A 20,519-nucleotide genomic window follows, 5' to 3' on the forward strand; every position below is an offset into this window, starting at 1 on the left:
AATGAAAGAATTACTTTTGATATTGGTTGCATCTGCAATCGTAAATAACGTTGTGCTTAGCCAGTTCCTTGGACTGTGTCCTTTCCTTGGCGTTTCCAAGAAGATTGAGACAGCTGCCGGTATGGGCGGTGCCATTATTTTCGTTATTACCATTTCAAGTTTTGTAACAGGACTTATTTACAAGTTTATTTTGGAGCCGACTGGATTTTCTTATTTGCAGACGATCGTATTCATCCTTGTGATCGCTGCATTGGTTCAGTTTGTTGAGATGTTCTTAAAGAAGCAGATCCCTGCACTGTATCGGTCACTTGGTGTATATCTGCCGCTGATCACAACAAACTGTGCTGTACTTGGTATCGCACTTAAGAACGTAACCAAGGGATACAATATCTTAGAGGGCGTGATCAACGGATTTGGTACAGCAGTAGGCTTCACCATCGCTATCGTGATCATGGCTGGTATCCGTGAGAAGATCGAATTCAATGATATTCCAAAGCCATTTAAGGGATCTGCCATCGTTGTTGTTACAGCAGGACTTATGGCGATCGCATTCTTTGGATTCTCAGGAATTATTAAGTAGGAGGGCTGACAGATGAGCGTAACAGGAGTTATTGTAGCCGCTGTCATTGTCGGCTGCACAGGATGTTTGATGGGATTTTTCTTATGCTTTGCATCAGAAAAGTTCAAGGTTGAAGTAGACGAAAGAGAAGAAGCAATTATTGGTGTTCTGCCGGGAAATAACTGTGGTGGATGTGGTTATGCCGGATGTTCCGGTCTGGCTGCTGCCATCGTCAAGGGAGAAGCACCGGTCAATGGTTGTCCGGTCGGTGGCGCTGCGGTTGGAGCCAAGGTTGGCGAGATCATGGGCGTTGCTGCTGAAGACAGCGTTAGGCAGGTTGCTTTTGTAAAGTGTGCCGGTACTTGTGAAAAGGCTGGCAAGGACTATGAGTATGCCGGTGTAGAAGACTGCCAGGCAATGGCATTCGTACCGGGCGGCGGTCCAAAGTCTTGTAACTATGGATGTATGGGATTTGGTTCCTGCGTAAAGGCTTGTCCTTTTGACGCTATCCATATCGTAGACGGTATTGCAAAGGTTGATCCGGAAGCATGTAAGGCTTGTGGTAAGTGCGTGAGCACCTGTCCGAAGCATTTGATCGAACTGGTTCCTTACGAGGCTACCACATTAGTACAGTGTAGTTCTAAGGACAAGGGTAAAGATGTCATGAAGGCATGTTCGGTTGGATGTATCGGATGTCATCTTTGTGAGAAGAACTGTGAGCATGATGCCGTACATGTCATTGACAATGTGGCATACATCGATCAGGAGAAGTGCGTAGGCTGTGGTGTCTGTGCACAGAAGTGTCCGAAGAAGATCATTCTTTCCAAGTAAGATCATCTTTTTAAAAGAGTTTTGGAAAATAATAAAACGGATAGGAGAGATCGTAAATGTCTTTCCTATCCGTTTTTTACTTTACTACTATATTATAATCCTTATCTAATAATTCAAAAGGGATGGTTTTTCCGATGCCGGAAGTGTATTGGATGGATCCGTCGCTTGTCACAAAGATGGCTTCTACATCGGAAAGACTTTCTACATAGCAAGACCATCGTCAAGCCCCATGAGAAAGACCGTCGTGCTTAAGGCATCACAGGTAAGAGAGTCATGGCTGATGATCGTTACGGAATCCAGATCATTGTCACATGGATAACCGGTGGAAAGATCCAGGATGTGATGGTAACGCTTGCCATCTATTTCAAAGTATCTTTGGTAGGTGCCGGAGGTGACGACCGAGTCGTCAGCCACCTTTACTGTGGCAAGTGCCGTACCGTCCTCGGAAAATGGTTTTTGAATGGCTATCTTATAAGATTTTTCATCGCCGTCCTTCGGACCGACACATAAGACATTGCCCCCCAGATTGATCAGCCCACTTTGAACGCCCTGGTCATTAAGGTAGGCTTTCATCTGATCGGCGATGTAGCCTTTGGCGATACCGCCAAGATCTATGGCAGCATTCGGATCTGTCAGGCTGACCATATTGCCGTCAATGACAATATTTTGGTAGTTGATAGTGGCAAGGGCTTCCTGGATGGCTTCTACGGATGGGATTTCCTTGGAAGACGATTCGGAGAAATCCCAAAGGGAAGATAATTTTCCGACCGTGATATCAAACTTGCCATTGCTGGACTTGCTGTAAGCAATACCGGCATTTAGGATGTCGATTGTCTCATCACTGACTTCCACGGCTTGTCCTTGGCTGTGATTGATCTTCCAGATATCTGTACCTTCCTTTTGGGCACTGAAAAGATTCTCATATTTTTCTGCCATAGAAAAGCAGTGATCCAGTTCCTTTTCATAGGATGCGTCATATAAGGTAATGGTTATGACCGTATCAAAATAAAAGCCTGTCTTTGAGATTGGCTCTGTCGTCTTTCCACACCCGCCCAGTGAGAGCAAGGTCAAAAAGAGGCAAAAAGATAAGCCGAGTGCATGTATTTTTTTCATGGTAAACACCTCATTTTTATCGTCCTATTATGATAGCATAAATGAATTGCATAAAAAAGAGATATTCGCTATAATTACATTGGTTTATTAGGGATTTGGAAGGATAAGATCTTATGAAGAAAAATAGATTTAAAAATAAGAAGCGGATCGTTGTCAAGATCGGGTCTTCTTCTTTACAACATAAAAAAACAGGCCAGCTGGATTTTATCAAACTGGAAAAACTGGTCCGGGAACTTTGTGACTTGAAAAATCAGGATATCGATGTCTGCCTGGTATCTTCCGGTGCTATCGCCGTCGGACGAAAGATGCTCGGTATCACCAAGCGTCCCAAGAACCTTTCGACCAAACAGGCATGTGCTGCGGTAGGACAGGCCAGTCTCATGATGACCTATCAGAAACTTTTCGCAGAATACCACCAGCAGTGCGGTCAGGTCCTGATGACCAAAAAGACCATGATCGATAACGTATCCCGCAAAAATGCACAGAATACGTTTGAAGAACTCTTTCGTCTGGGCGTGATCCCGGTCGTCAATGAAAACGATACGGTAAACACCTATGAGATCCAGTTTGGTGACAATGACTCACTGGCAGCGATCGTTGCCTCTTTGATCGGGGCGGATCTTCTGATCCTGCTTTCCGATATTGACGGTCTGTTTACGGCAGATCCCAAGACAGATCCGGAGGCAAAACTGGTTGACGTGGTAGAACAGTTGGATGAAAAGTATCTGCATATGGCAAGTTCTAAGGCAGGCAGTGATGTGGGCACCGGCGGCATGACGACTAAACTCAATGCTGCGCGGATCGCTACTTATTCCGGCGCGGATATGATCATCGCCAATGGTAAGGAGGTGGGTGTCCTGCATCAGATTTTAGAGGATGATTTTGTGGGAACCGTCTTTAAAGCAGACAAAAAGGATGACTTTTTCATCGCAGATTTTATAGAGGAGAATATGAACTAATGACAGAGGAAAAGATTGCAAGGATCAATGAATTATATAAAAAGTCCAAGGCAGAGGGGCTGACAGAGGAAGAAGCAAAGGAACAACATGCACTCCGTCAGGAATATCTGGATAGTGTAAGAAAGAATCTGAGAAGTCAGTTAAACAATATTGATGTCAAAGAAGCAGACGGAACGATCGTCAACCTGGGAGAAAAATACGGCAAGAAGCATGAATAAGCAGGAACTGCGAAAAGAACTCAAAAAAAGGCGGGATGCTCTGCTACAAGATGTGCGGGAGACTTACAGCAGACAGATCTGTCAAAATCTGTTGGATCTGCCTATGGTAAAAGAGACAGATATTATCTATGCATATAGTGCCACCAGATCCGAGGTGTCTTTGCAGATACTGATTGAAGATGCTTTGGAGAGACATAGCAGGATAGGCATGCCCAAGGTCTTTGGTGATACCATGGATTTTTATGTTATCCGGCAACTGTTAGATTTAAAAAAAGGAGCCTTTGGTATCTTAGAACCGCAGGCGGACGAAAAAGATCTTTTGACGGACAATCGGGGCATATGCTTGGTCCCGGGACTGGGATTTGATGCTGCAGGCGGCAGGATCGGCTATGGCAAGGGCTATTATGACAGATATCTACAGGCATTTCCGGGGCTGATACGCATCGGATGCTGCTTTGAGGAACAGTTAGTAGAAAAGATTCCAAAAGAGGCGCAGGATATATCCATGGATTATCTGATGACGCCATCCGGTCTTTTGGTGTGCAAGGGAAATGAGGAGAGAGCATGAGTGATTTAAAACAATTAGGAAGTCTGGCAAAAGAGGCATCCAGAGTCTTAGCGACCATGGGAACAAATGAGAAGAACCATGCACTGACAATGGTTGCAGATGGTCTGGAAGCGGATGCAGCTGAGATCTTAGCAGAAAATGAAAAAGATATGGAAAAAGGCAGAGAGGGAGGCATGCCGGAGGGACTTTTGGACCGCCTGCTCCTGACCCCGTCCCGTATCAGGCAGATGGCAGAGGGCTTACGTCAGGTCGTCGCTTTGGATGACCCGATCGGAGAAGTACTTTCCATGAAAAATCGTCCGAATGGTCTGACCATCGGAAAAAAACGTGTACCGATCGGTGTGGTCGGCATGATCTATGAGGCAAGGCCAAATGTCACGGCAGATGCTTTCGGACTCTGCTTTAAGACCGGAAATGCCGTGATCTTAAAAGGCGGCAGTGATGCTCTTTACTCTAATATGGCAATGGTTGCCAGCATCAAACGAAGCCTGAAAAAGGCGGGCGTGACAGAACATGCATTAGAACTCATTACCGATACGGATCGCGAGGTTACCAACCGGTTTATGAAGATGAACGAATATCTGGATGTTCTCATTCCGCGTGGGGGAGCAGGACTCATCCGTGCCGTGGTGAACAATGCGACCGTCCCTGTCATTGAGACCGGAACCGGAAATTGTCATATCTATGTCGATGAGACCGCTGACCTTTCCATGGCGGTAGACATCATCGAAAATGCCAAGACACAGCGTATTGGGGTCTGCAATGCCTGCGAATCCCTTGTGATCCATAAGGATGTGGCAGAAAAAGTCCTTCCTATGATAAAGACGAGATTATTTGCCCACAATGTCGAGATCCGAGGGGATGCCAGAGCAAAGAATATCTGCCCGGATATTTCTATGGCAAATGATGAGGATTGGGGAACGGAATATCTGGATTACAAGATCTCCGTCAAGATCGTATCGGATATTGATCAGGCGATCGACCATATCAACAAGTATAATACCGGACATTCGGAAGCCATTATCACGCAGGACTATAACCATGCCCGGAAATTCTTAAATGAGATTGATGCAGCATGCGTCTATGTCAATGCGTCTACCCGCTTTACGGATGGCTTTGAATTTGGATTTGGCGCAGAGATCGGCATCAGCACACAAAAACTGCATGCCAGAGGTCCGATGGGCTTAGAGGCGCTTACCAGCACAAAATATATTATTTACGGAAATGGACAGATCCGTCCATAGCCTTTTGAAGGAGAATAACTTTATGATGAGATTAGAAGATGTGCTTTCGGAAGACAAGATTCCTGCTACCGAAGTAGAAAGACAGTATTATTTTATTGACGTAGCAAAGCAGATCCTGGAGGATAAGGAAAAGGAAGCCGGACGCAAACTGACCTTTTGTGTCAATACTTTCGGGTGCCAGATGAATGCCAGAGATTCTGAGAAACTGATCGGTATCTTAGAGCAGGTCGGCTATGTGCAGGCGGATTCCGAGGATGCGGATTTTGTGCTCTACAATACCTGTACCGTGCGTGAAAATGCCAACAACAAGGTCTATGGACATTTGGGCTATCTGCACAATAAGAAAAAGAAAAATCCTCATATGATGATCGCCCTGTGCGGTTGTATGATGCAGGAAGAGCATGTGGTTGAGACCATCCGCAAGAAATATCGTTTTGTCGATCTGGTCTTTGGTACACATAATATTTACAAATTCGCAGAACTTTTGGTGCGGTCGCTTTTATCCGAGTCTATGATCGTAGACATCTGGAAAGATACCGACCAGATCGTAGAAGACCTGCCGATTGAGAGAAAATACAGTTTCAAATCCGGTGTCAATATCATGTTCGGTTGCAATAATTTTTGCAGTTATTGTATTGTACCTTATGTCCGGGGCAGGGAGCGCAGTCGTAAGCCGATCGATATTATCCGTGAGATTGAAAAACTGGTCGCAGACGGCGTGGTAGAAGTCATGCTCTTGGGACAGAATGTCAATTCCTACGGAAAGAATTTGGACGAGCCGGTGACTTTTGCCCAGTTGTTGGAGCAGGTGGAGCAGATCGAGGGATTGGAACGTATCCGTTTTATGACATCCCATCCAAAGGATTTATCCGATGAACTGATTGAGGTTCTGGGAAAATCCAAAAAGGTCTGCAAGCACTTACACCTGCCACTGCAATCCGGCAGCAGCAAGATCTTGCAAAAGATGAACCGCCATTACACCAAGGAAGATTATTTGACTCTGGTAGATAAGATCCGCGCGGCAGTGCCGGATATGGCGATCACAACCGATATCATTGTCGGTTTCCCGGGCGAGACCGAGGAAGATTTCTTGGAGACTTTAGACGTCGTAGAAAAAGTGCGCTATGACAGTGCCTTTACATTTATCTATTCCAAGAGAACCGGTACGCCTGCTGCATCCATGGACGATCAGATCCCGGCAGATGTGGTAAAAGACCGTTTTGACCGCTTGCTTAGCCGTGTGCAGGCGATCTCCGCAGAAAAGGCAAAGGTCTACGAAGGCAAGACTGTAGATGTTTTGGTAGAAGAAATCAACCAGCATGATGCCAGCCTGATGACCGGACGCATGAGCAATAACTCTACCGTACATTTCCCGGGAGAAGCCGATCTGATCGGGCAGATCCTTCCGATAAAACTGGTAGAGTGTAAAGGATTTTACTATATTGGAGAGCAGGTTTGATGAGACAGCACTTTGGTAAGAGAGATTGGATTCTGTTGGGAGTCTTAGCAATCATTGCTATCGTTATCTGGGGCTATACGAGTTTTTGGCAAAAGGAAAGTGCAGAAAAAGCCATTGTCACGCTGGATGGTGAAACCTATGGTACGTATGATCTGAAAAAAGACCAGACGATCGAAATCAAAAAGGATGATTCTGTATGCAATGTCCTTTGTATTCAGGATGGAGAGATCTTTATGCAGGATGCCACTTGTCCGGACAAACTCTGTGAAAAGCAGGGGAAAAAGAGCCACGATAAGGAGACCATCGTCTGCCTTCCCAATAAGGTAGTGGTTACCGTGGTCTCTGCGGATACATCCGGGATTGACTCGGTGGCAAACTAGAGGTGGATATGAGAAAAAAAGTCGCATTGCTGGGTGTTTTTTTAGCACTGGCCTTGATCTGTAGTTATATTGAATCCCTGATCCCTTTTTATTTCGGGGTGCCGGGCATGAAACTGGGACTGACCAATATTGTCGTTGTGCTTCTTCTTTACTTTTATGGGACAAAAGAGGCACTGGCGGTATCTTTCATGCGTATTTTGCTTGCCGGTTTTATGTTTGGAAATGCCTTTAGTATCCTCTATAGTCTGGCGGGCGGACTGCTCAGTTTGTTTGTCATGGCACTTTTAAAAAAGACAGGCTGGTTTCATATGATCGCCGTCAGTATCTGTGGAGGGATAACCCATAATCTGGGGCAGATCTTGGTGGCTATGGTGGTCGTTAAGAATTACTATATCTTCGGCTATTTTCCCTTCCTTTTTGTCGGTGGCTGGATCACGGGACTTTTGATCGGACTTTTAGCCCAGGAAATCTATACGAGAACAAAACATTTTGTAAGATGATGGAGAGATTATGTATTCCTATATTTCAGGTCAGTTGGTTGAAGTAAATGAAGAAACGATCGTGGTGGATAATCATGGGATTGGCTATGAATTTTTTATACCAAAATCTGTGGTCTACCAGTTGCCAAATGTGGGCGGCAATGTCAAGATCTATACCTATTTGTATGTAAGAGAAGATGCTATGCAGTTTTTTGGTTTCCGCACCAAGGAAGAACTGGCTCTGTTTAAACTCTTGATCGGTGTCAACGGGATCGGGCCCAAGGGGGCTTTGGCAGTCCTTGGTGTCTTAAGTGCGCAGGATCTGCGCTTTGCCATATTAGCAGAGGATGCCAAGGCGATCGCGGCAGCACCGGGGATCGGTTCTAAGACAGCCCAGCGTGTTATCATTGACCTCAAAGACAAGATTGATAAGATCGCACCGGCGGGTAGTGCCAGCGGCATTCCGGTAAATGATGCTGCCTCTGCGATCAAGACGGATGTGATCGATGCAATGACCTCACTCGGTTACTCGGCATCCCAGGCACTGCGTGCCATGGAAGATATGGAGATCACGGAGGACGATACCGTGGAAGTGGTCTTGAAAGAAGTCTTAAAGAAAATGTCTTTTTTATAGGAGCAGGATATGGAAAAGCGTGTTATATCAACAGAAGTTCTGACAGAAGAACGCAGTGTGGAATCCTCCCTTCGTCCGGTCAAATTGGCGGAATATGTCGGGCAGGATCGCATCAAGGATAATTTAAAAGTATATATCGAAGCGGCAAAGAACCGTGGAGAGGCACTGGATCATGTGCTTTTCTACGGACCGCCGGGACTTGGTAAGACCACTCTTGCCTGCATCATTGCAAGTGAGATGGGCTCCAACATCAAGATCACATCCGGCCCTGCCATTGCAAAGACAGGGGACATGGCATCGATCCTATCCAACCTGCGCGAGGGGGATGTCTTATTTATTGACGAGATCCATCGTTTGAACAAGCAGGTGGAGGAATTTTTATATACCGCCATGGAAGATTATGCCATGGATGTTTTGATCGGCAAAGAAAATTCAGCCAAATCCGTGCGTATCGAACTGCCTCGCTATACGCTGGTGGGAGCGACGACAAGAGCAGGACTTTTGTCGGCACCGCTGCGTGACCGTTTTGGCGTGGTACATCATCTGGAATACTACAACGCAAAGGAGTTGCAGACCATTGTCTTACAGTCGGCGGGAAAATTAAATGTCAAGATTGATGAGGAAGGTGCCTACGAACTGGCAAGACGATCCAGAGGAACGCCACGTATCGCCAACCGCTTTTTGCGCCGTGTGCGTGATTTTGCGGAGGTACGTTATGACGGCGTGGTGACAAAGGAAGTGGCTGCGGCGGCACTTGACCTTTTGGATGTGGACTCTATGGGCTTAGATCGCAATGACAGAAGGATCTTAGAGACCATCATTCATAATTTTTCCGGTGGCCCGGTAGGTCTTGAAACCTTGGCAGCGACGATCGGCGAGGATTCGGGAACGATCGAGGATGTGATCGAGCCATATCTGGTCATGAACGGACTGATCATGCGGACGCCAAAGGGACGTGTGGCGACCGATCTGGCATATCAGCAGTTGGGATTGGAAAAATAAGGGAATAGTCTTGTAATTCTAAAAATAACCCGATATAATAGATATATTGTAGACAGTAGGAGGAAGCGTTTTATGGCTGCGAAAAAAAGCGCGGAAGTCATTATTGATGGTAAGGTATATACCTTAAGTGGATACGAAGAAGAAGATTATCTGCAAAAAGTAGGTGCCTACATCAACAATAAAATAAGCGAGTTTAATGAGATGGAGGAGTTCCGTAGATTATCTGCGGATACCCGGAGTACGCTTCTTGCCCTCAATATTGCAGACGATTATTTTAAGGCAAAGGAATCTGTCGACAAATATCAGATGGATATGGATCAAAAAGAAAAAGAGATCTATGATCTTAAGCATGACTTGATCGCAGATCAGATCAAACTCGAAAACTACGAGGAAAAGATCAAGGCTTTAGAAGCGGATAAGCAGGAATTGCTGGTCCAGAAGTCCAAGTTGGAGGCATCGCTTGAAGATGCATTGCTTGGAGATATAGCGGAAGATAAGTAAGGACAGTGTAAACTGTCCTTTTTGTATAATAGGAAAGAGGATGTATGAGAGCAAAAGAACTGGAACTATTGTCTCCGGCGGGGAATATTGAGATCTTTAAAAGTGCGATCGATGCCGGGGCGGATGCGGTCTATTTTGGGGGCGATCTCTTTGGTGCCAGAGCCTATGCAAAGAATTTCAGTATAGAGGAAGGAACAGAGGCTATCCGCTATGCGCATTTGTATGGCAGACAGGCATATCTGACGGTCAATACCCTTTTAAAAAATCTAGAGATCGAACGGGATTTATACAAGTATATACGTGCCTATTATGAGGCTGGGCTGGATGCGGTCATCGTGCAGGATATGGGCGTTTTTGCTATGCTCCGATCTTATTTTCCGGATCTGGCACTCCACGCCAGCACCCAAATGACACTTGCGGGAGCAGACGGAGCCGCCCTTTTACAAAAGCAGGGAGCCAGCCGTATTGTCACTTCGCGTGAGTTGTCTATTGCGGAGATCGCAGAGATCTACCAAAAGACCGGCATCGAGATCGAGACCTTTATCCATGGGGCGCTCTGTGTCTGTTATTCCGGTCAATGTCTGATGAGCAGTATGCTGGGCGGGCGCAGTGGTAATCGTGGTCGCTGTGCACAGCCATGCCGTCTGCCTTATGATCTGCTGGATGAACATGGAAAAAAATCCAGCATGCCGGGGCAGTATCTGCTCAGTCCCAAAGACCTCTGTGGCATAGATTATATCAAGGCACTGGCAGAGGCGGGCGTTTACTCCTTTAAGATCGAAGGACGCATGAAACAAAAGGAATATGCAACAGGTGTGGTTAGTTTATATCGAAGGTATATGGACGCTTATCTGGAGGGCAGAGACCTGCCTGTCAGCAAGGCAGACCGTCAGCGGATCTTTGATCTTGGCAATCGCAAGGGCTTTACCCACGCCTATTTTACCAGGCAAAATGACCCGGATATGATCACCTATACCAAGCCGTCCCATGAGAAGGCAGACCTTGCAGCCACGGAGCCTGTGGCAGAAAAATTAGGCGTATCCGGCAGATGTTACTTACAGATCGGCTGTCCTGCCAGACTCTGTGTGTCATATCAGGATGGAAAACGTGCGGCAAGTGTAGAAGTCTTTGGAGATGTGGTAGAGACTGCCGGTAAAACGCCGATCACAGAGGAACAGGTAGAGGTGAAATTAAAAAAAAACGGGAAACACACCTTTTACTTTTTCAGATCTGGAGATCACATTGGAATCGGGCGCCTTTCTTCCGATGGGGCGTATCAATGAAATCCGCCGGAATGCTTTAGATGCCTTACTGGAACAAATAGAAAAAGGATCAGGCAAGAGAGAAGCGGCACTTGACTTTGAAAAGTTGGAAATGGAGGAAAATGGACAAAAGGCGGACGCTTTGCTGCATCTGCTTGTCACCTGTCAGACCAAAGACCAGTATGTGCTTGCCTTAGAGGACAATCTGGTAAAAACAATCGGTCTGCCGCTTGCCTTCTTTATATGGGAGCAGGATAAGAGACTTTCAAAAGATGCATGTCTTGAAAAGGTAACAAGGATCTGCGAAAACGCTCACGCAAAGAATAAAGAGATCTATCTGCTAATGCCACCGATCTGTCGCAAAAAGGAGACAGATCTTTTGCGGGCATGGGATTTTCTTTTTGCGGATTCCTATTTTGACGGCATGATCGCAGCCTCCTATGATGGACTGGGATTTTTGGAAAGCATAGCATATCCTAGGAACCGCGTGATCTTAGATCACAGGCTCTATACGTTTTCTGACCGGAGCCAGCAGGCTTTTGCGCAGATGGGCTATCCACGCAATACAGCACCATTGGAACTCAATGCCAAAGAACTGCGCCACCGCTACAATGCAGCATCTTATATGTTACTCTATGGCAGGATACCGCTCATGATCACGGCAAACTGTCAGAACGCAAATGCAAGAGGCTGCGATCATAGGCCGCGGACATATTATCTGCAAGACCGCTACAAAGAGAGATTTCCAGTTAAAAACTGCTGTGCTTTTTGTTATAATGAGATATACAACAGCAAGATCTATCAGATCATTTCTGAAAACAAGACCTTAGAGAGTCTGGGCTTTTTCGGATATCGCATGGACTTTTCTTTTGAGACAAAAGAGGAGATGAAGCAGGTCTTAGCGCGATATGAGAATGCCTTTTATCATAAGGGTTTTGGCACAGAGGATGCCAAAGATGACGGTAACTATACCAAAGGCCATTTTAAACGAGGAGTAGAATAATGGTTCATTTGATCGTTTCGGTGAGTCGCTTTTCCATGCTTTTTATGATAGCGATCTATACCTATTATTGTTTTGCAACACTGAAAAAGAATATTTCGGAGCGCAGACAGACGAGGCTTTACAAAAAACAGACGACCCTGATGTATGGGCTTTTGATCAATGCCAATCTGGTATTGTATCTGGTCATGCAGGATATCCGGGTCTTAGGGCTTTGCCTGTGTGAGATCCTTTTGTTTGCCATCACGCTTTTGATCTATCAGAAGATCTATGCCCATGCCTCCAAGGCATTGGTAAATAATATGTGCATGCTGCTGGCAATCAGTTTTTTGATCCTGACAAGACTGGATATCGATAAGGCGATCAAGCAGTTTGCCTTTGCGGGCGTAGCGGTCGTGATCACCTGTTTTGTGCCGATTCTGGTTGCCAAGTTAAAGGTCTGGGATAAACTGGGCTTTTTGTATGGTCTGATCGGTATCGGTGGACTGGCTTTTGTATGCCTTGCAGCATCGACGACTTACGGTGCCAAACTCAGCATCAGCATCGGACCGGTCGTTTTGCAGCCATCGGAGTTTATCAAGATCTTATTTATCTTTTTCTCCGCATGCATGCTTTACAAATCGACGGAGTTTCATCATGTGGTAAAGGTGACGATCCTAGCGGCATTGCATGTTTTGATCCTGGTGGCATCGCGTGATCTGGGTGGGGCGCTGATCTATCTGATCACCTATCTGGTCATGCTCTATGTGGCGAGCCGAAAGCCCATCTATATGGTCTTGGGACTTGGCTCCGGGGCATTAGCCTCTGTTGTGGCATATCACTTGTTTGCCCATGTCAGAGACCGTGTGATCGCCTGGAAAGATCCTTTAAGCGTGATCGACGACCAGGGCTATCAGATCTCACAATCCCTCTTTGCCATTGGTTCTGGCGGCTGGTTTGGCGTCGGTCTGGGTCAGGGTATGCCGGATAAGATCCCGGTCGTAAAAACGGACTTTGTCTTTTCAGCGATCGCTGAGGAATTCGGCGTGGTATTTGCAATCTGTATCATCTTTATCTGCATTTCCTGTTTCCTCATGTTTTTCAATATCTCAATGCAGGTAAAGGACATCTTTTATAAATTGATCGCTCTGGGGATCGGTACCTTGTATGGCACGCAGGTCTTTTTGGCACTGGGCGGCGTGACAAAGTTCATACCGTCTACGGGAGTCACCCTGCCACTGGTAAGTTATGGTGGTAGTTCTCTGCTCAGCACGATCATATTATTTGCGATTATTCAGGGCTTGTATGTAATGCAGGTGGATGAAGGAGAGTCTGATGAAAGAATGGAACGCGCACGAAAGAAACGAAGATAAAGAAGTTGAGATCCTAGATTTCAACGATAAGCAGAAAAAGAAGCGCAGAGATAAAACAAAGACAAGTACAAGAGGGGCAAAGTACGAGCAGTCTCGTCAGATGCAGACACCGAGAAAGGCAAAGAATGAGCGGCGGACGACGACACGCAATAAGGAATATGCGATCGTCACCTATGTATTTTTGGCACTCTTTATCTGTATGACGGGCTGGATCATTTATTTTATGCAGTTTAAAAGCGAAGATTTTATCAATAATTCCTACAATGCGAGACTGGCAAAACTTTCCGATTATACCGTGCGGGGCGATATCCTTGCAAATGACGGTACGGTGCTTGCTACGACAAATGTGGATGAAGCGGGCAACGAGACCCGAAAATATCCTTATGGCAGTGTTTTTGCCCATGCCGTCGGTTATTCGGTCAATGGTATGTCCGGGGTGGAACTGGATGCCAACTACAATCTGCTCCGTTCCAATGCCTTTATCTTGACCCGTATTTTTAACGAGATCCGTGACGAGAAGAATCCGGGGGATGATGTCGTTACAACCCTGGATGTGTCCTTACAGCAGGCATGTTATGATGCCATGGGTTCCCAGGATGGTGCGGCGATTGTCATTGATCCTGCAACAGGCAAGATCCTTGCCATGGTCTCCAAACCGGACTATGATCCCAATACCATCGCACAGAACTGGGATTCTTATGTGGCGGCAGATTCCGATTCTACTGTGCTTTTGAACCGTGCGACACAGGGCTTGTATGCACCGGGATCGACCTTTAAGATCTTTACCTTGCTTTCTTATTTAAAGCAGGGCAATGATCCGAATGCATTTTCCTATGATTGTAACGGCACTTTTGAATACAACAATTATGCCATGCATTGCTATAATAATAAGGCACACGGCAGTGAGAACCTCATGGATGCCTTTGGCAATTCCTGCAATTGTGCTTTTTCCAATATCGGGCTGTCTCTGGATCTGGATGCTTACCATAAGTTGTGCCAGAAGATGCTCTTTAACCAGGACTTGCCGACAGCCTTAAAAAATACCGCCGTCAGCAAAATGACCTTGGAGGATGGAGCATCATCTTCTTTGATCATGCAGACAGCCATCGGTCAGGGAGATACCATGGTTTCGCCGCTGCATATGGCAATGGTCGCCAGTGCGATCGCAAATAACGGTACTTTGATGGAACCATATATCATCGATCATACACAAAACGAGAGTGGAACGATCGTCAAGCAGTTTGATGCGACTTCTTACGGCGAACTTTTGTCATCTTCGGATGCTGCGACTTTGCAGGAATATATGCGTTTTGTTGTCACGAACGGAACCGGCAGTGTCTTGAACAGTGACCTGTATGAAGCATACGGAAAGACAGGAACGGCTGAATTTTCATCCAACAAAAATGAGGATCACTCCTGGTTTGTAGCTTTGCCAAGAATGCGGAAGGCAAGCAGATCGCCGTGGCTGTTGTCATGGAGGGTGTGGAATCCGGCGGACATTATGCCGTACCGGCGACCAAAAAGATCTTTGATGCTTATTTTGGCGCATATTAGAAATAAAACCGGTAAATTCTGGATAAATGGGTAATACTATATGAGATGGTACAAGGATTTATATGTCAGTGAAAATATCACAGGAAGCCTAAAGTATATACAGTTTATGGTCGATCATGGCTTGCAGGTCAGACCCTTATATCTGATCGTCCTGTCTGAGATCAGTGACGGACAATTAGAGATCATTCCGGTTGCAACCTTAAAAATCCCGATTTTTCGCCATAAGTCTTATGATATCATTGGCGTGGCAAAGGGCTATTATCATGCAAGAAGTCTGGTAGAACGCATTTATGGGGATGTGTACAGTCAGACCGGAGACTGTCAGGTGAAAGCCTATTTCCGGCAGAAATTTGAGAAAGAGGAGCGTGCGTAAATGGGTGTATTAACAATTATCTTATCCATTTTAAAAGTAATCGGCATGATTCTTCTTATCCTGCTGGGCTTGGTCGTTTTCATCCTTTTGTACCTCTTGTTTTTGCCTTTCCACTATGAACTCTCCGGCAGTCATAGCATAGAGGACGGCTGGGAAGGACAGGTATATTTCGCCGGATTTTTGCATTTCTGGCAGTTGCGCTTTGCCAAGTTTGCAGAGGAATACGAAGTGCGGATCTATGCTTTCTGGGGGAAGTTGCAGATCTATCCTTGGAAGAAAAAGGCGAAGGCTGTTTCAGATGATGAGGCGGATGCAGAGGATTTTGCCGAGGATATGCCGGCGGAGGATACTCTGGATGAGGATGATATAGCGGAGATTTTAGAAGATAAAACCGTATCGAAAGCAGATGTAAAACGTATGGCAGAGTCGAGCAAGACGGCATCTGCGACAAAGGCGACATCTGCTCAGGCAGATCATGAGTCTGCGGAGGATGCCGGAAATCAGGCAGGGGCGCAGGAAAAACAGACGAAAAAGACTGCTGCAAAAAGAAGATCAAGTCCAAAACAAAAAAGCCGAGTGGCGGTCTGAAAGAAAAATGGCAGACATTTCATAAAAATGTGACGGATGAGCATAATAAGAATGCCGTATTCTTTCTGCTGCAAAAGGCACTCTGGATTTTAGGGCGCGTCAAGCCGACGATCATGGAAGCGGATGTCGATTTTTCGCTGGGAGATCCGGCACTGACCGGCGGTGCGACCGGAGTCATCAGCCTTTGCCCGGTATGTTATGGAAAGAAATGTCGTATCATTCCGGACTTTGAAAGCGCTGAACTATATCTTCTGGGCAGTATTTCCTTAAAGGGAATTGTATTTTTATGGCATTTCGTTTATCTTATAGTTAGCGTATATTTTAATAAAGATTGTAAAAAATTATTTCATTTATAAAGATGTACAGGGATGCAGAGATCATAAAGGAGAGGTAATATGGAAAAGAATAATGAAGTATTTAATGAGACAGTCAATACACTCTTTCAGGGGATGGATGGTTTTATTTCCACCAAGACCGTTGTCGGTGATGCCATCCATATCGGCGATACGATCATCGTACCGCTTGTCAATGTAACCTTTGGCGTGGCTGCGGGGGCATTTCGTGCAGAAAAGAAAAATAACTCCGGTGGTGGTATGGGCGGAAAACTCACACCGAGCGCTGTGCTGGTGATCCATAATGGCATTACCCGCATGATCAGTGTGGAGCGCAATTCCGGTATCGAAAAGATCCTGGATATGGTGCCTGACTTTGTAGACAAGTTCGTGAGCAAGAAGGAAGGAGCCGAGCAGGATCCTGAGGCAAGAAAGGCTGCCCATGAGGAGATGGAAGATATTTTAAGTGATGCTGTCAATAATGCTACGGTAGAGGAGTAGGTTTAGACAGAGCTGCGAAAGCTAACTTTATTTGGATCCAGAGCAAGTCAGACAAACAGATCTGATTGATGTAGGCCAGGTGGTGGAATTATATGCAGCGTAGAGATAGGATTGGAAAGTACAAAATAATTTTATAAATAGAGGAGACAATAATGGTAGTAGCAATTACTTATGACAAGGAAACAGGAAATGTAGGGCAGCACTTTGGTCATGCTGATTTCTTCAAATTGTATGAAATCGAAAATGGCAGGATCATGGATTCGGCAGTGGTAGCCCCTTTTGGACAGGGACATGAAGCAGTGGCAAGTACCATGGATGATTATTCGGTATCTTTGGTCATCTGTCAGAACATCGGTGACGGAGCCATGCAGGCACTTTCCGCCTATGACATTGCCGTGTGTCCGAATGTAGAAGGCTTGGCAGATGATGCGATCGAGGCTTTTATGCAGGGAAGCCTTTTGATCGAAAATGCACCGAATTGTGACTGTGATCATGGCGCGGGAAGTTGCTGCGGCGGAGAAAGTTCCTGCGGCTCCACTTGCGGGGGCTGTTGTCACTGATAGACAATAGCAAACAGCCCGAGTTCTTCCGGCGGCGGAGGTTCTGCCGATGGTGGATCCGGCGGTGGCGGCGTCTGGTAAAGGTTTTTTTCATGCAATAATGTAAAAGAAAAGGCATATAATATATGTAAGATCACATATTTTATATGTCTTTTTTATTATGAAAAAAGTAATCGGCTTCGGCATGTTTTTTACAGGCGTGGGGATTTTTATCGGAAATTGCATCGGAAACGGATGCATCTGTATTTTACTGACGATAGGACTTTTGTGTGTCGGATTTAAACTCTTTTGTTGTGACTGAGTAGAAGGGGAGAGCGTGAGGAGTATTTTGGTAACAAAAAAAGGAACTGTCTAAAAGACAATTCCCTGATTGACGAAATATTAAACTCGCTCAACTTTACCAGAACGTAAGCAAGAAGCACATACGTACAACTTCTTAGGTGTTCCGTTTACGTTACACTTAACAGACTTGATGTTTGATTTCCACATTCTGTTTGATCTTCTATGAGAATGGCTCACATTATTTCCGAAATGAGCGCCTTTTCCACAAACTGCACACTTAGCCATGACTGCACCTCCTTGGATTATGGTTTTGTAATTTCTGTATTCGATACAAAATCGCAACACGCATATTATATCAGAGCATTTTCTAAAAAGCAACGTTTTTTTGCTTCTTTTTTTCAAAAAATATAGGGAAAGCCAAAAATTAGATTGTATTTTATGGAAAAACGTTTATAATAAATACATATTATGTCATTTATATTATGGACGATTATTGTGGAGGTATATATATGCAAGGTCAAATGGAAACCAATTTGGGTAAGATCGTGATCGAATCAGACGTTATCGCAACTTATGCAGGATCTGTAGCAGTAGAGTGCTTCGGTATTGTAGGCATGGCTGCTGTCAATATGAAGGATGGTCTTGTAAAGTTATTAAAGAAGGATTATCTGAATCATGGAATCGCTGTCTCTATTGATGAAAACAATGAGATCACACTTGATTTCCATGTGATTATTTCTTATGGTGTCAGCGTGGCTACCGTTGCTGACAATTTGATGGAGACTGTCAAGTATAAAGTAGAATCATTTACCGGTATGACAGTCAAGGCAATGAATATCTACGTTGAAGGCGTAAGAGTAATTGACTAAGGAGGATATACGATAGTGGAAGCCAATACAATTAACGCATCTACATTAGCCAAGATGTTTTTAGCAGGTGCAAAGAACTTAGAGTCTAAAAAAGAATGGATCAATGAACTGAATGTATTCCCGGTACCGGACGGAGATACCGGAACTAATATGACAATGACGATCATGTCAGCAGCCAAGGAAGTCAGTGCATTGGAGCAGGTCGATATGAAGACTCTTGCCAAGGCAATCTCATCCGGTTCCCTTCGCGGTGCACGCGGAAATTCCGGCGTTATTCTTTCACAGCTTTTACGTGGATTTACAAAGGCTATCAAAGAGGTAGATCAGGTAGATGTCGATGTTTTGTGTGAAGCGTTGCAGCGTGCCGTTGAGACCGCTTATAAGGCTGTTATGAAGCCAAAGGAAGGAACGATCCTTACTGTTGCCAAGGGCGCTGCGGACAAGGCATTGGAATTAGTCGATACGACAGATGATATTGTTTACTTTATTGATGAAGTGATCAAAGAGGCTGATTATGTCCTTGGAAAGACACCGGATATGCTTCCCGTATTAAAGCAGGCCGGCGTTGTAGATTCCGGCGGACAGGGGCTTGTCGTTGTTATGCAGGGTGCTTATGACTGCCTGCTTGGCAAAGAAGTAGACTATACGATCGAAACAGAATCCGGATCCGGCAATGTGGCAAAGACTGCTCCGGAGGCTGAGGCAGAGATCAAGTATGGTTATTGTACAGAATTTATTATTGTTTTAGATAAACCATTGACTGAGGCACAGGAGCAGGAGTACAAGGGCTATCTCGAATCCATCGGTGATTCTATCGTCGTTGTTGCAGATGATGAGATCGTTAAGACCCATGTACATACCAATGATCCGGGACTTGCCATTCAAAAAGCCCTGACACATGGTTCTCTTAGCAAGATCAAGATTGACAATATGCGTGAGGAGCATCAGGAGCGTCTGCTCAAGGATGCAGAGAAAGCGGTTGCACAGCAGGCTGAGGAAAAGAAAACTGAAGAAGAGACACCTGCCAGCGCAGAACCGGAAAAGGAAATGGGATTTGTTGCCGTATCGATCGGCGAAGGTCTCAATGAGATCTTTAAGGAACTGGGCGTAGATTACATGATCGAAGGCGGTCAGACCATGAATCCTAGCACAGAGGATGTCTTGGGTGCGATTGCTAAAGTACCTGCCAAGACCGTTTTTGTATTGCCAAACAATAAAAATATCATACTGGCTGCAAATCAGGCGGCTTCTTTGTGTGAGGATAAGGAAGTCATCGTTCTTCCGACCAAGACGATCCCACAGGGAATTACAGCATTGATCAACTTCATTCCGGAGCAGAGTGCCAAGGAAAATGAAGATCGTATGATCGAGGAACTTTCCAATGTCAAGACCGGTCAGGTCACTTATGCAGTGCGTGATACCGTGATCGACGACAAGGAGATCCATGAGGGAGATTATATGGGTATCGGTGATGCCGGCATCCTTGCCGTGAATACTGACATCCAGACCGTATTCCTTGATATGATCGCTGAAATGGTAGACGAAGATTCTGCTATCGTTAGCATTTATTATGGTGCAGATGTGACAGAGGAAGATGCAGAGGCACTTGCCGCTGCTGTTGGCGAGAAGTTTGCTGATCTGGAGGTAGAGTTACAGATGGGTGGACAGCCGGTTTACTATTACATTGCATCAGTAGAATAGGAGTATTATGGATTTACATTCTTCATTACGCGAGATCAAGGGCGTGGGAGAAAAAACTGAACAGTTATTTCAAAAGATAGGAGTATATACCTTGGGGATATACTCCTTCATTTTCCCAGAACTTATCAGGAATATCCGCAGCCGGAAGACCCAGATGAGGAAAATATAGGGCAGATCGTGGCTGTCTGCGGTTCCCTT

25 protein-coding genes are annotated in these 20,519 nt (G+C 45.4%); 23 read left to right on the forward strand and 2 right to left on the reverse strand.

The annotated features are described in order from the left end of the window. Position 1 precedes the first annotated feature (1 nt). Entirely contained in the window at positions 2 to 580 is a 579-nt protein-coding gene (rsxA, locus tag DW996_RS02490; protein ID WP_118281150.1) for an electron transport complex subunit RsxA, read from the forward strand. Positions 581 to 592: 12 nt separating this feature from the next. Further along, on the forward strand, positions 593 to 1,390 hold the full coding sequence (locus tag DW996_RS02495) for an RnfABCDGE type electron transport complex subunit B (RefSeq protein ID WP_118281151.1): 798 nt from the start codon (positions 593 to 595) through the stop codon (positions 1,388 to 1,390). 201 nt (positions 1,391 to 1,591) lie between these two features. On the opposite strand, the gene DW996_RS02500 is transcribed toward DW996_RS02495, so the two are convergent. Next, complete coding sequence (locus tag DW996_RS02500) at positions 1,592 to 2,503, reverse strand: FAD:protein FMN transferase (protein ID WP_243098640.1); 912 nt, start codon at positions 2,501 to 2,503, stop codon at positions 1,592 to 1,594. Between the two features lie 113 nt (positions 2,504 to 2,616). Here DW996_RS02500 and proB point away from each other — a divergent pair, with 113 nt between their 5' ends. The 19 genes from proB (at position 2,617) to DW996_RS02595 (ending at position 17,469) form a co-directional block, all read left to right on the forward strand. Then, positions 2,617 to 3,462 (forward strand): glutamate 5-kinase, encoded by an 846-nt coding sequence (proB, locus tag DW996_RS02505; RefSeq protein WP_118534765.1) that lies wholly within the window; start codon positions 2,617 to 2,619, stop codon positions 3,460 to 3,462. Continuing rightward, positions 3,462 to 3,680, forward strand: a complete 219-nt coding sequence (locus tag DW996_RS02510) for a DUF896 domain-containing protein (RefSeq protein WP_118281154.1) — start codon at positions 3,462 to 3,464, stop codon at positions 3,678 to 3,680. The genes proB and DW996_RS02510 overlap by 1 nt, the downstream gene beginning before the upstream one ends. Further along, entirely contained in the window at positions 3,673 to 4,248 is a 576-nt protein-coding gene (locus tag DW996_RS02515) for a 5-formyltetrahydrofolate cyclo-ligase (protein ID WP_158573030.1), read from the forward strand. Before DW996_RS02510 ends, DW996_RS02515 begins: the two co-directional genes overlap by 8 nt. Then, entirely contained in the window at positions 4,245 to 5,492 is a 1,248-nt protein-coding gene (locus DW996_RS02520) for a glutamate-5-semialdehyde dehydrogenase (RefSeq protein WP_118534766.1), read from the forward strand. Before DW996_RS02515 ends, DW996_RS02520 begins: the two co-directional genes overlap by 4 nt. A 22-nt stretch (positions 5,493 to 5,514) precedes the next feature. Beyond that, entirely contained in the window at positions 5,515 to 6,951 is a 1,437-nt protein-coding gene (gene miaB, locus DW996_RS02525) for a tRNA (N6-isopentenyl adenosine(37)-C2)-methylthiotransferase MiaB (protein ID WP_243098641.1), read from the forward strand. Continuing rightward, entirely contained in the window at positions 6,951 to 7,331 is a 381-nt protein-coding gene (locus DW996_RS02530; protein WP_118534768.1) for a NusG domain II-containing protein, read from the forward strand. The genes miaB and DW996_RS02530 overlap by 1 nt, the downstream gene beginning before the upstream one ends. An 8-nt stretch (positions 7,332 to 7,339) precedes the next feature. Next, positions 7,340 to 7,831 (forward strand): Gx transporter family protein, encoded by a 492-nt coding sequence (locus DW996_RS02535; RefSeq protein ID WP_118534769.1) that lies wholly within the window; start codon positions 7,340 to 7,342, stop codon positions 7,829 to 7,831. A gap of 10 nt (positions 7,832 to 7,841) precedes the next feature. Beyond that, positions 7,842 to 8,444, forward strand: a complete 603-nt coding sequence (gene ruvA / locus DW996_RS02540) for a Holliday junction branch migration protein RuvA (RefSeq protein ID WP_118281160.1) — start codon at positions 7,842 to 7,844, stop codon at positions 8,442 to 8,444. Between the two features lie 9 nt (positions 8,445 to 8,453). After that, complete coding sequence (gene ruvB, locus DW996_RS02545; RefSeq protein WP_118281161.1) at positions 8,454 to 9,446, forward strand: Holliday junction branch migration DNA helicase RuvB; 993 nt, start codon at positions 8,454 to 8,456, stop codon at positions 9,444 to 9,446. A 72-nt stretch (positions 9,447 to 9,518) separates the two neighbouring features. Continuing rightward, positions 9,519 to 9,947 carry a cell division protein ZapA gene (locus DW996_RS02550; protein ID WP_118281162.1) on the forward strand — a complete coding sequence of 143 codons (429 nt, stop codon included), beginning with the start codon at positions 9,519 to 9,521 and terminating at the stop codon, positions 9,945 to 9,947. A gap of 44 nt (positions 9,948 to 9,991) precedes the next feature. Next, positions 9,992 to 11,230: a peptidase U32 family protein gene (locus DW996_RS02555; protein WP_118534770.1), complete on the forward strand. Its 1,239-nt coding sequence runs from the start codon at positions 9,992 to 9,994 to the stop codon at positions 11,228 to 11,230. Further along, positions 11,190 to 12,212: a DUF3656 domain-containing protein gene (locus DW996_RS02560; RefSeq protein ID WP_243098642.1), complete on the forward strand. Its 1,023-nt coding sequence runs from the start codon at positions 11,190 to 11,192 to the stop codon at positions 12,210 to 12,212. The genes DW996_RS02555 and DW996_RS02560 overlap by 41 nt, the downstream gene beginning before the upstream one ends. Beyond that, positions 12,212 to 13,561 carry an FtsW/RodA/SpoVE family cell cycle protein gene (locus tag DW996_RS02565; protein WP_118281164.1) on the forward strand — a complete coding sequence of 450 codons (1,350 nt, stop codon included), beginning with the start codon at positions 12,212 to 12,214 and terminating at the stop codon, positions 13,559 to 13,561. Before DW996_RS02560 ends, DW996_RS02565 begins: the two co-directional genes overlap by 1 nt. Next, positions 13,524 to 15,149, forward strand: a complete 1,626-nt coding sequence (locus DW996_RS02570) for a peptidoglycan D,D-transpeptidase FtsI family protein (protein ID WP_158575166.1) — start codon at positions 13,524 to 13,526, stop codon at positions 15,147 to 15,149. The genes DW996_RS02565 and DW996_RS02570 overlap by 38 nt, the downstream gene beginning before the upstream one ends. A 6-nt stretch (positions 15,150 to 15,155) precedes the next feature. Further along, positions 15,156 to 15,488, forward strand: a complete 333-nt coding sequence (locus tag DW996_RS02575) for a hypothetical protein (protein ID WP_118281165.1) — start codon at positions 15,156 to 15,158, stop codon at positions 15,486 to 15,488. Next, positions 15,489 to 16,076, forward strand: a complete 588-nt coding sequence (locus DW996_RS02580; RefSeq protein ID WP_118534773.1) for a hypothetical protein — start codon at positions 15,489 to 15,491, stop codon at positions 16,074 to 16,076. Between the two features lie 29 nt (positions 16,077 to 16,105). Continuing rightward, a complete protein-coding gene (locus DW996_RS02585) occupies positions 16,106 to 16,432 on the forward strand; it encodes a hypothetical protein (RefSeq protein ID WP_118534774.1) in 327 nt (108 codons plus the stop codon). 39 nt (positions 16,433 to 16,471) lie between these two features. Next, positions 16,472 to 16,909 carry a GerW family sporulation protein gene (locus tag DW996_RS02590; protein WP_118281167.1) on the forward strand — a complete coding sequence of 146 codons (438 nt, stop codon included), beginning with the start codon at positions 16,472 to 16,474 and terminating at the stop codon, positions 16,907 to 16,909. A 152-nt stretch (positions 16,910 to 17,061) separates the two neighbouring features. After that, positions 17,062 to 17,469: a NifB/NifX family molybdenum-iron cluster-binding protein gene (locus DW996_RS02595; RefSeq protein WP_118534775.1), complete on the forward strand. Its 408-nt coding sequence runs from the start codon at positions 17,062 to 17,064 to the stop codon at positions 17,467 to 17,469. A 381-nt stretch (positions 17,470 to 17,850) separates the two neighbouring features. Here the strand turns inward: DW996_RS02595 and rpmB are convergent, their stop codons facing one another. Further along, the gene (gene rpmB / locus DW996_RS02600) at positions 17,851 to 18,036 is read right to left on the reverse strand and encodes a 50S ribosomal protein L28 (protein WP_118281169.1); all 186 of its coding nucleotides are present in this window, start codon (positions 18,034 to 18,036) and stop codon (positions 17,851 to 17,853) included. Positions 18,037 to 18,260: 224 nt separating this feature from the next. Here rpmB and DW996_RS02605 point away from each other — a divergent pair, with 224 nt between their 5' ends. Together DW996_RS02605 and DW996_RS02610 are read left to right on the forward strand one after the other, a co-directional pair. Further along, on the forward strand, positions 18,261 to 18,620 hold the full coding sequence (locus tag DW996_RS02605) for an Asp23/Gls24 family envelope stress response protein (protein ID WP_118281170.1): 360 nt from the start codon (positions 18,261 to 18,263) through the stop codon (positions 18,618 to 18,620). A gap of 15 nt (positions 18,621 to 18,635) precedes the next feature. After that, on the forward strand, positions 18,636 to 20,321 hold the full coding sequence (locus DW996_RS02610) for a DAK2 domain-containing protein (protein WP_118281171.1): 1,686 nt from the start codon (positions 18,636 to 18,638) through the stop codon (positions 20,319 to 20,321). Positions 20,322 to 20,519: the final 198 nt, after the last annotated feature.

The organism is Roseburia sp. AM51-8 (genome assembly GCF_003478275.1).
GTDB classification, from domain to species: domain Bacteria; phylum Bacillota; class Clostridia; order Lachnospirales; family Lachnospiraceae; genus Pararoseburia; species Pararoseburia lenta.

Coding starts and splice junctions, on each gene's coding strand:
- rsxA (WP_118281150.1), top strand. CDS start 2: ATGAAAGAATTACTTTTGATATTGGTTGCATCTGCAATCGTAAATAAC.
- DW996_RS02495 (WP_118281151.1), top strand. CDS start 593: ATGAGCGTAACAGGAGTTATTGTAGCCGCTGTCATTGTCGGCTGCACA.
- DW996_RS02500 (WP_243098640.1), bottom strand. CDS start 2,503: ATGAAAAAAATACATGCACTCGGCTTATCTTTTTGCCTCTTTTTGACC.
- proB (WP_118534765.1), top strand. CDS start 2,617: ATGAAGAAAAATAGATTTAAAAATAAGAAGCGGATCGTTGTCAAGATC.
- DW996_RS02510 (WP_118281154.1), top strand. CDS start 3,462: ATGACAGAGGAAAAGATTGCAAGGATCAATGAATTATATAAAAAGTCC.
- DW996_RS02515 (WP_158573030.1), top strand. CDS start 3,673: ATGAATAAGCAGGAACTGCGAAAAGAACTCAAAAAAAGGCGGGATGCT.
- DW996_RS02520 (WP_118534766.1), top strand. CDS start 4,245: ATGAGTGATTTAAAACAATTAGGAAGTCTGGCAAAAGAGGCATCCAGA.
- miaB (WP_243098641.1), top strand. CDS start 5,515: ATGATGAGATTAGAAGATGTGCTTTCGGAAGACAAGATTCCTGCTACC.
- DW996_RS02530 (WP_118534768.1), top strand. CDS start 6,951: ATGAGACAGCACTTTGGTAAGAGAGATTGGATTCTGTTGGGAGTCTTA.
- DW996_RS02535 (WP_118534769.1), top strand. CDS start 7,340: ATGAGAAAAAAAGTCGCATTGCTGGGTGTTTTTTTAGCACTGGCCTTG.
- ruvA (WP_118281160.1), top strand. CDS start 7,842: ATGTATTCCTATATTTCAGGTCAGTTGGTTGAAGTAAATGAAGAAACG.
- ruvB (WP_118281161.1), top strand. CDS start 8,454: ATGGAAAAGCGTGTTATATCAACAGAAGTTCTGACAGAAGAACGCAGT.
- DW996_RS02550 (WP_118281162.1), top strand. CDS start 9,519: ATGGCTGCGAAAAAAAGCGCGGAAGTCATTATTGATGGTAAGGTATAT.
- DW996_RS02555 (WP_118534770.1), top strand. CDS start 9,992: ATGAGAGCAAAAGAACTGGAACTATTGTCTCCGGCGGGGAATATTGAG.
- DW996_RS02565 (WP_118281164.1), top strand. CDS start 12,212: ATGGTTCATTTGATCGTTTCGGTGAGTCGCTTTTCCATGCTTTTTATG.
- DW996_RS02570 (WP_158575166.1), top strand. CDS start 13,524: ATGAAAGAATGGAACGCGCACGAAAGAAACGAAGATAAAGAAGTTGAG.
- DW996_RS02575 (WP_118281165.1), top strand. CDS start 15,156: ATGAGATGGTACAAGGATTTATATGTCAGTGAAAATATCACAGGAAGC.
- DW996_RS02580 (WP_118534773.1), top strand. CDS start 15,489: ATGGGTGTATTAACAATTATCTTATCCATTTTAAAAGTAATCGGCATG.
- DW996_RS02590 (WP_118281167.1), top strand. CDS start 16,472: ATGGAAAAGAATAATGAAGTATTTAATGAGACAGTCAATACACTCTTT.
- DW996_RS02595 (WP_118534775.1), top strand. CDS start 17,062: ATGGTAGTAGCAATTACTTATGACAAGGAAACAGGAAATGTAGGGCAG.
- rpmB (WP_118281169.1), bottom strand. CDS start 18,036: ATGGCTAAGTGTGCAGTTTGTGGAAAAGGCGCTCATTTCGGAAATAAT.
- DW996_RS02605 (WP_118281170.1), top strand. CDS start 18,261: ATGCAAGGTCAAATGGAAACCAATTTGGGTAAGATCGTGATCGAATCA.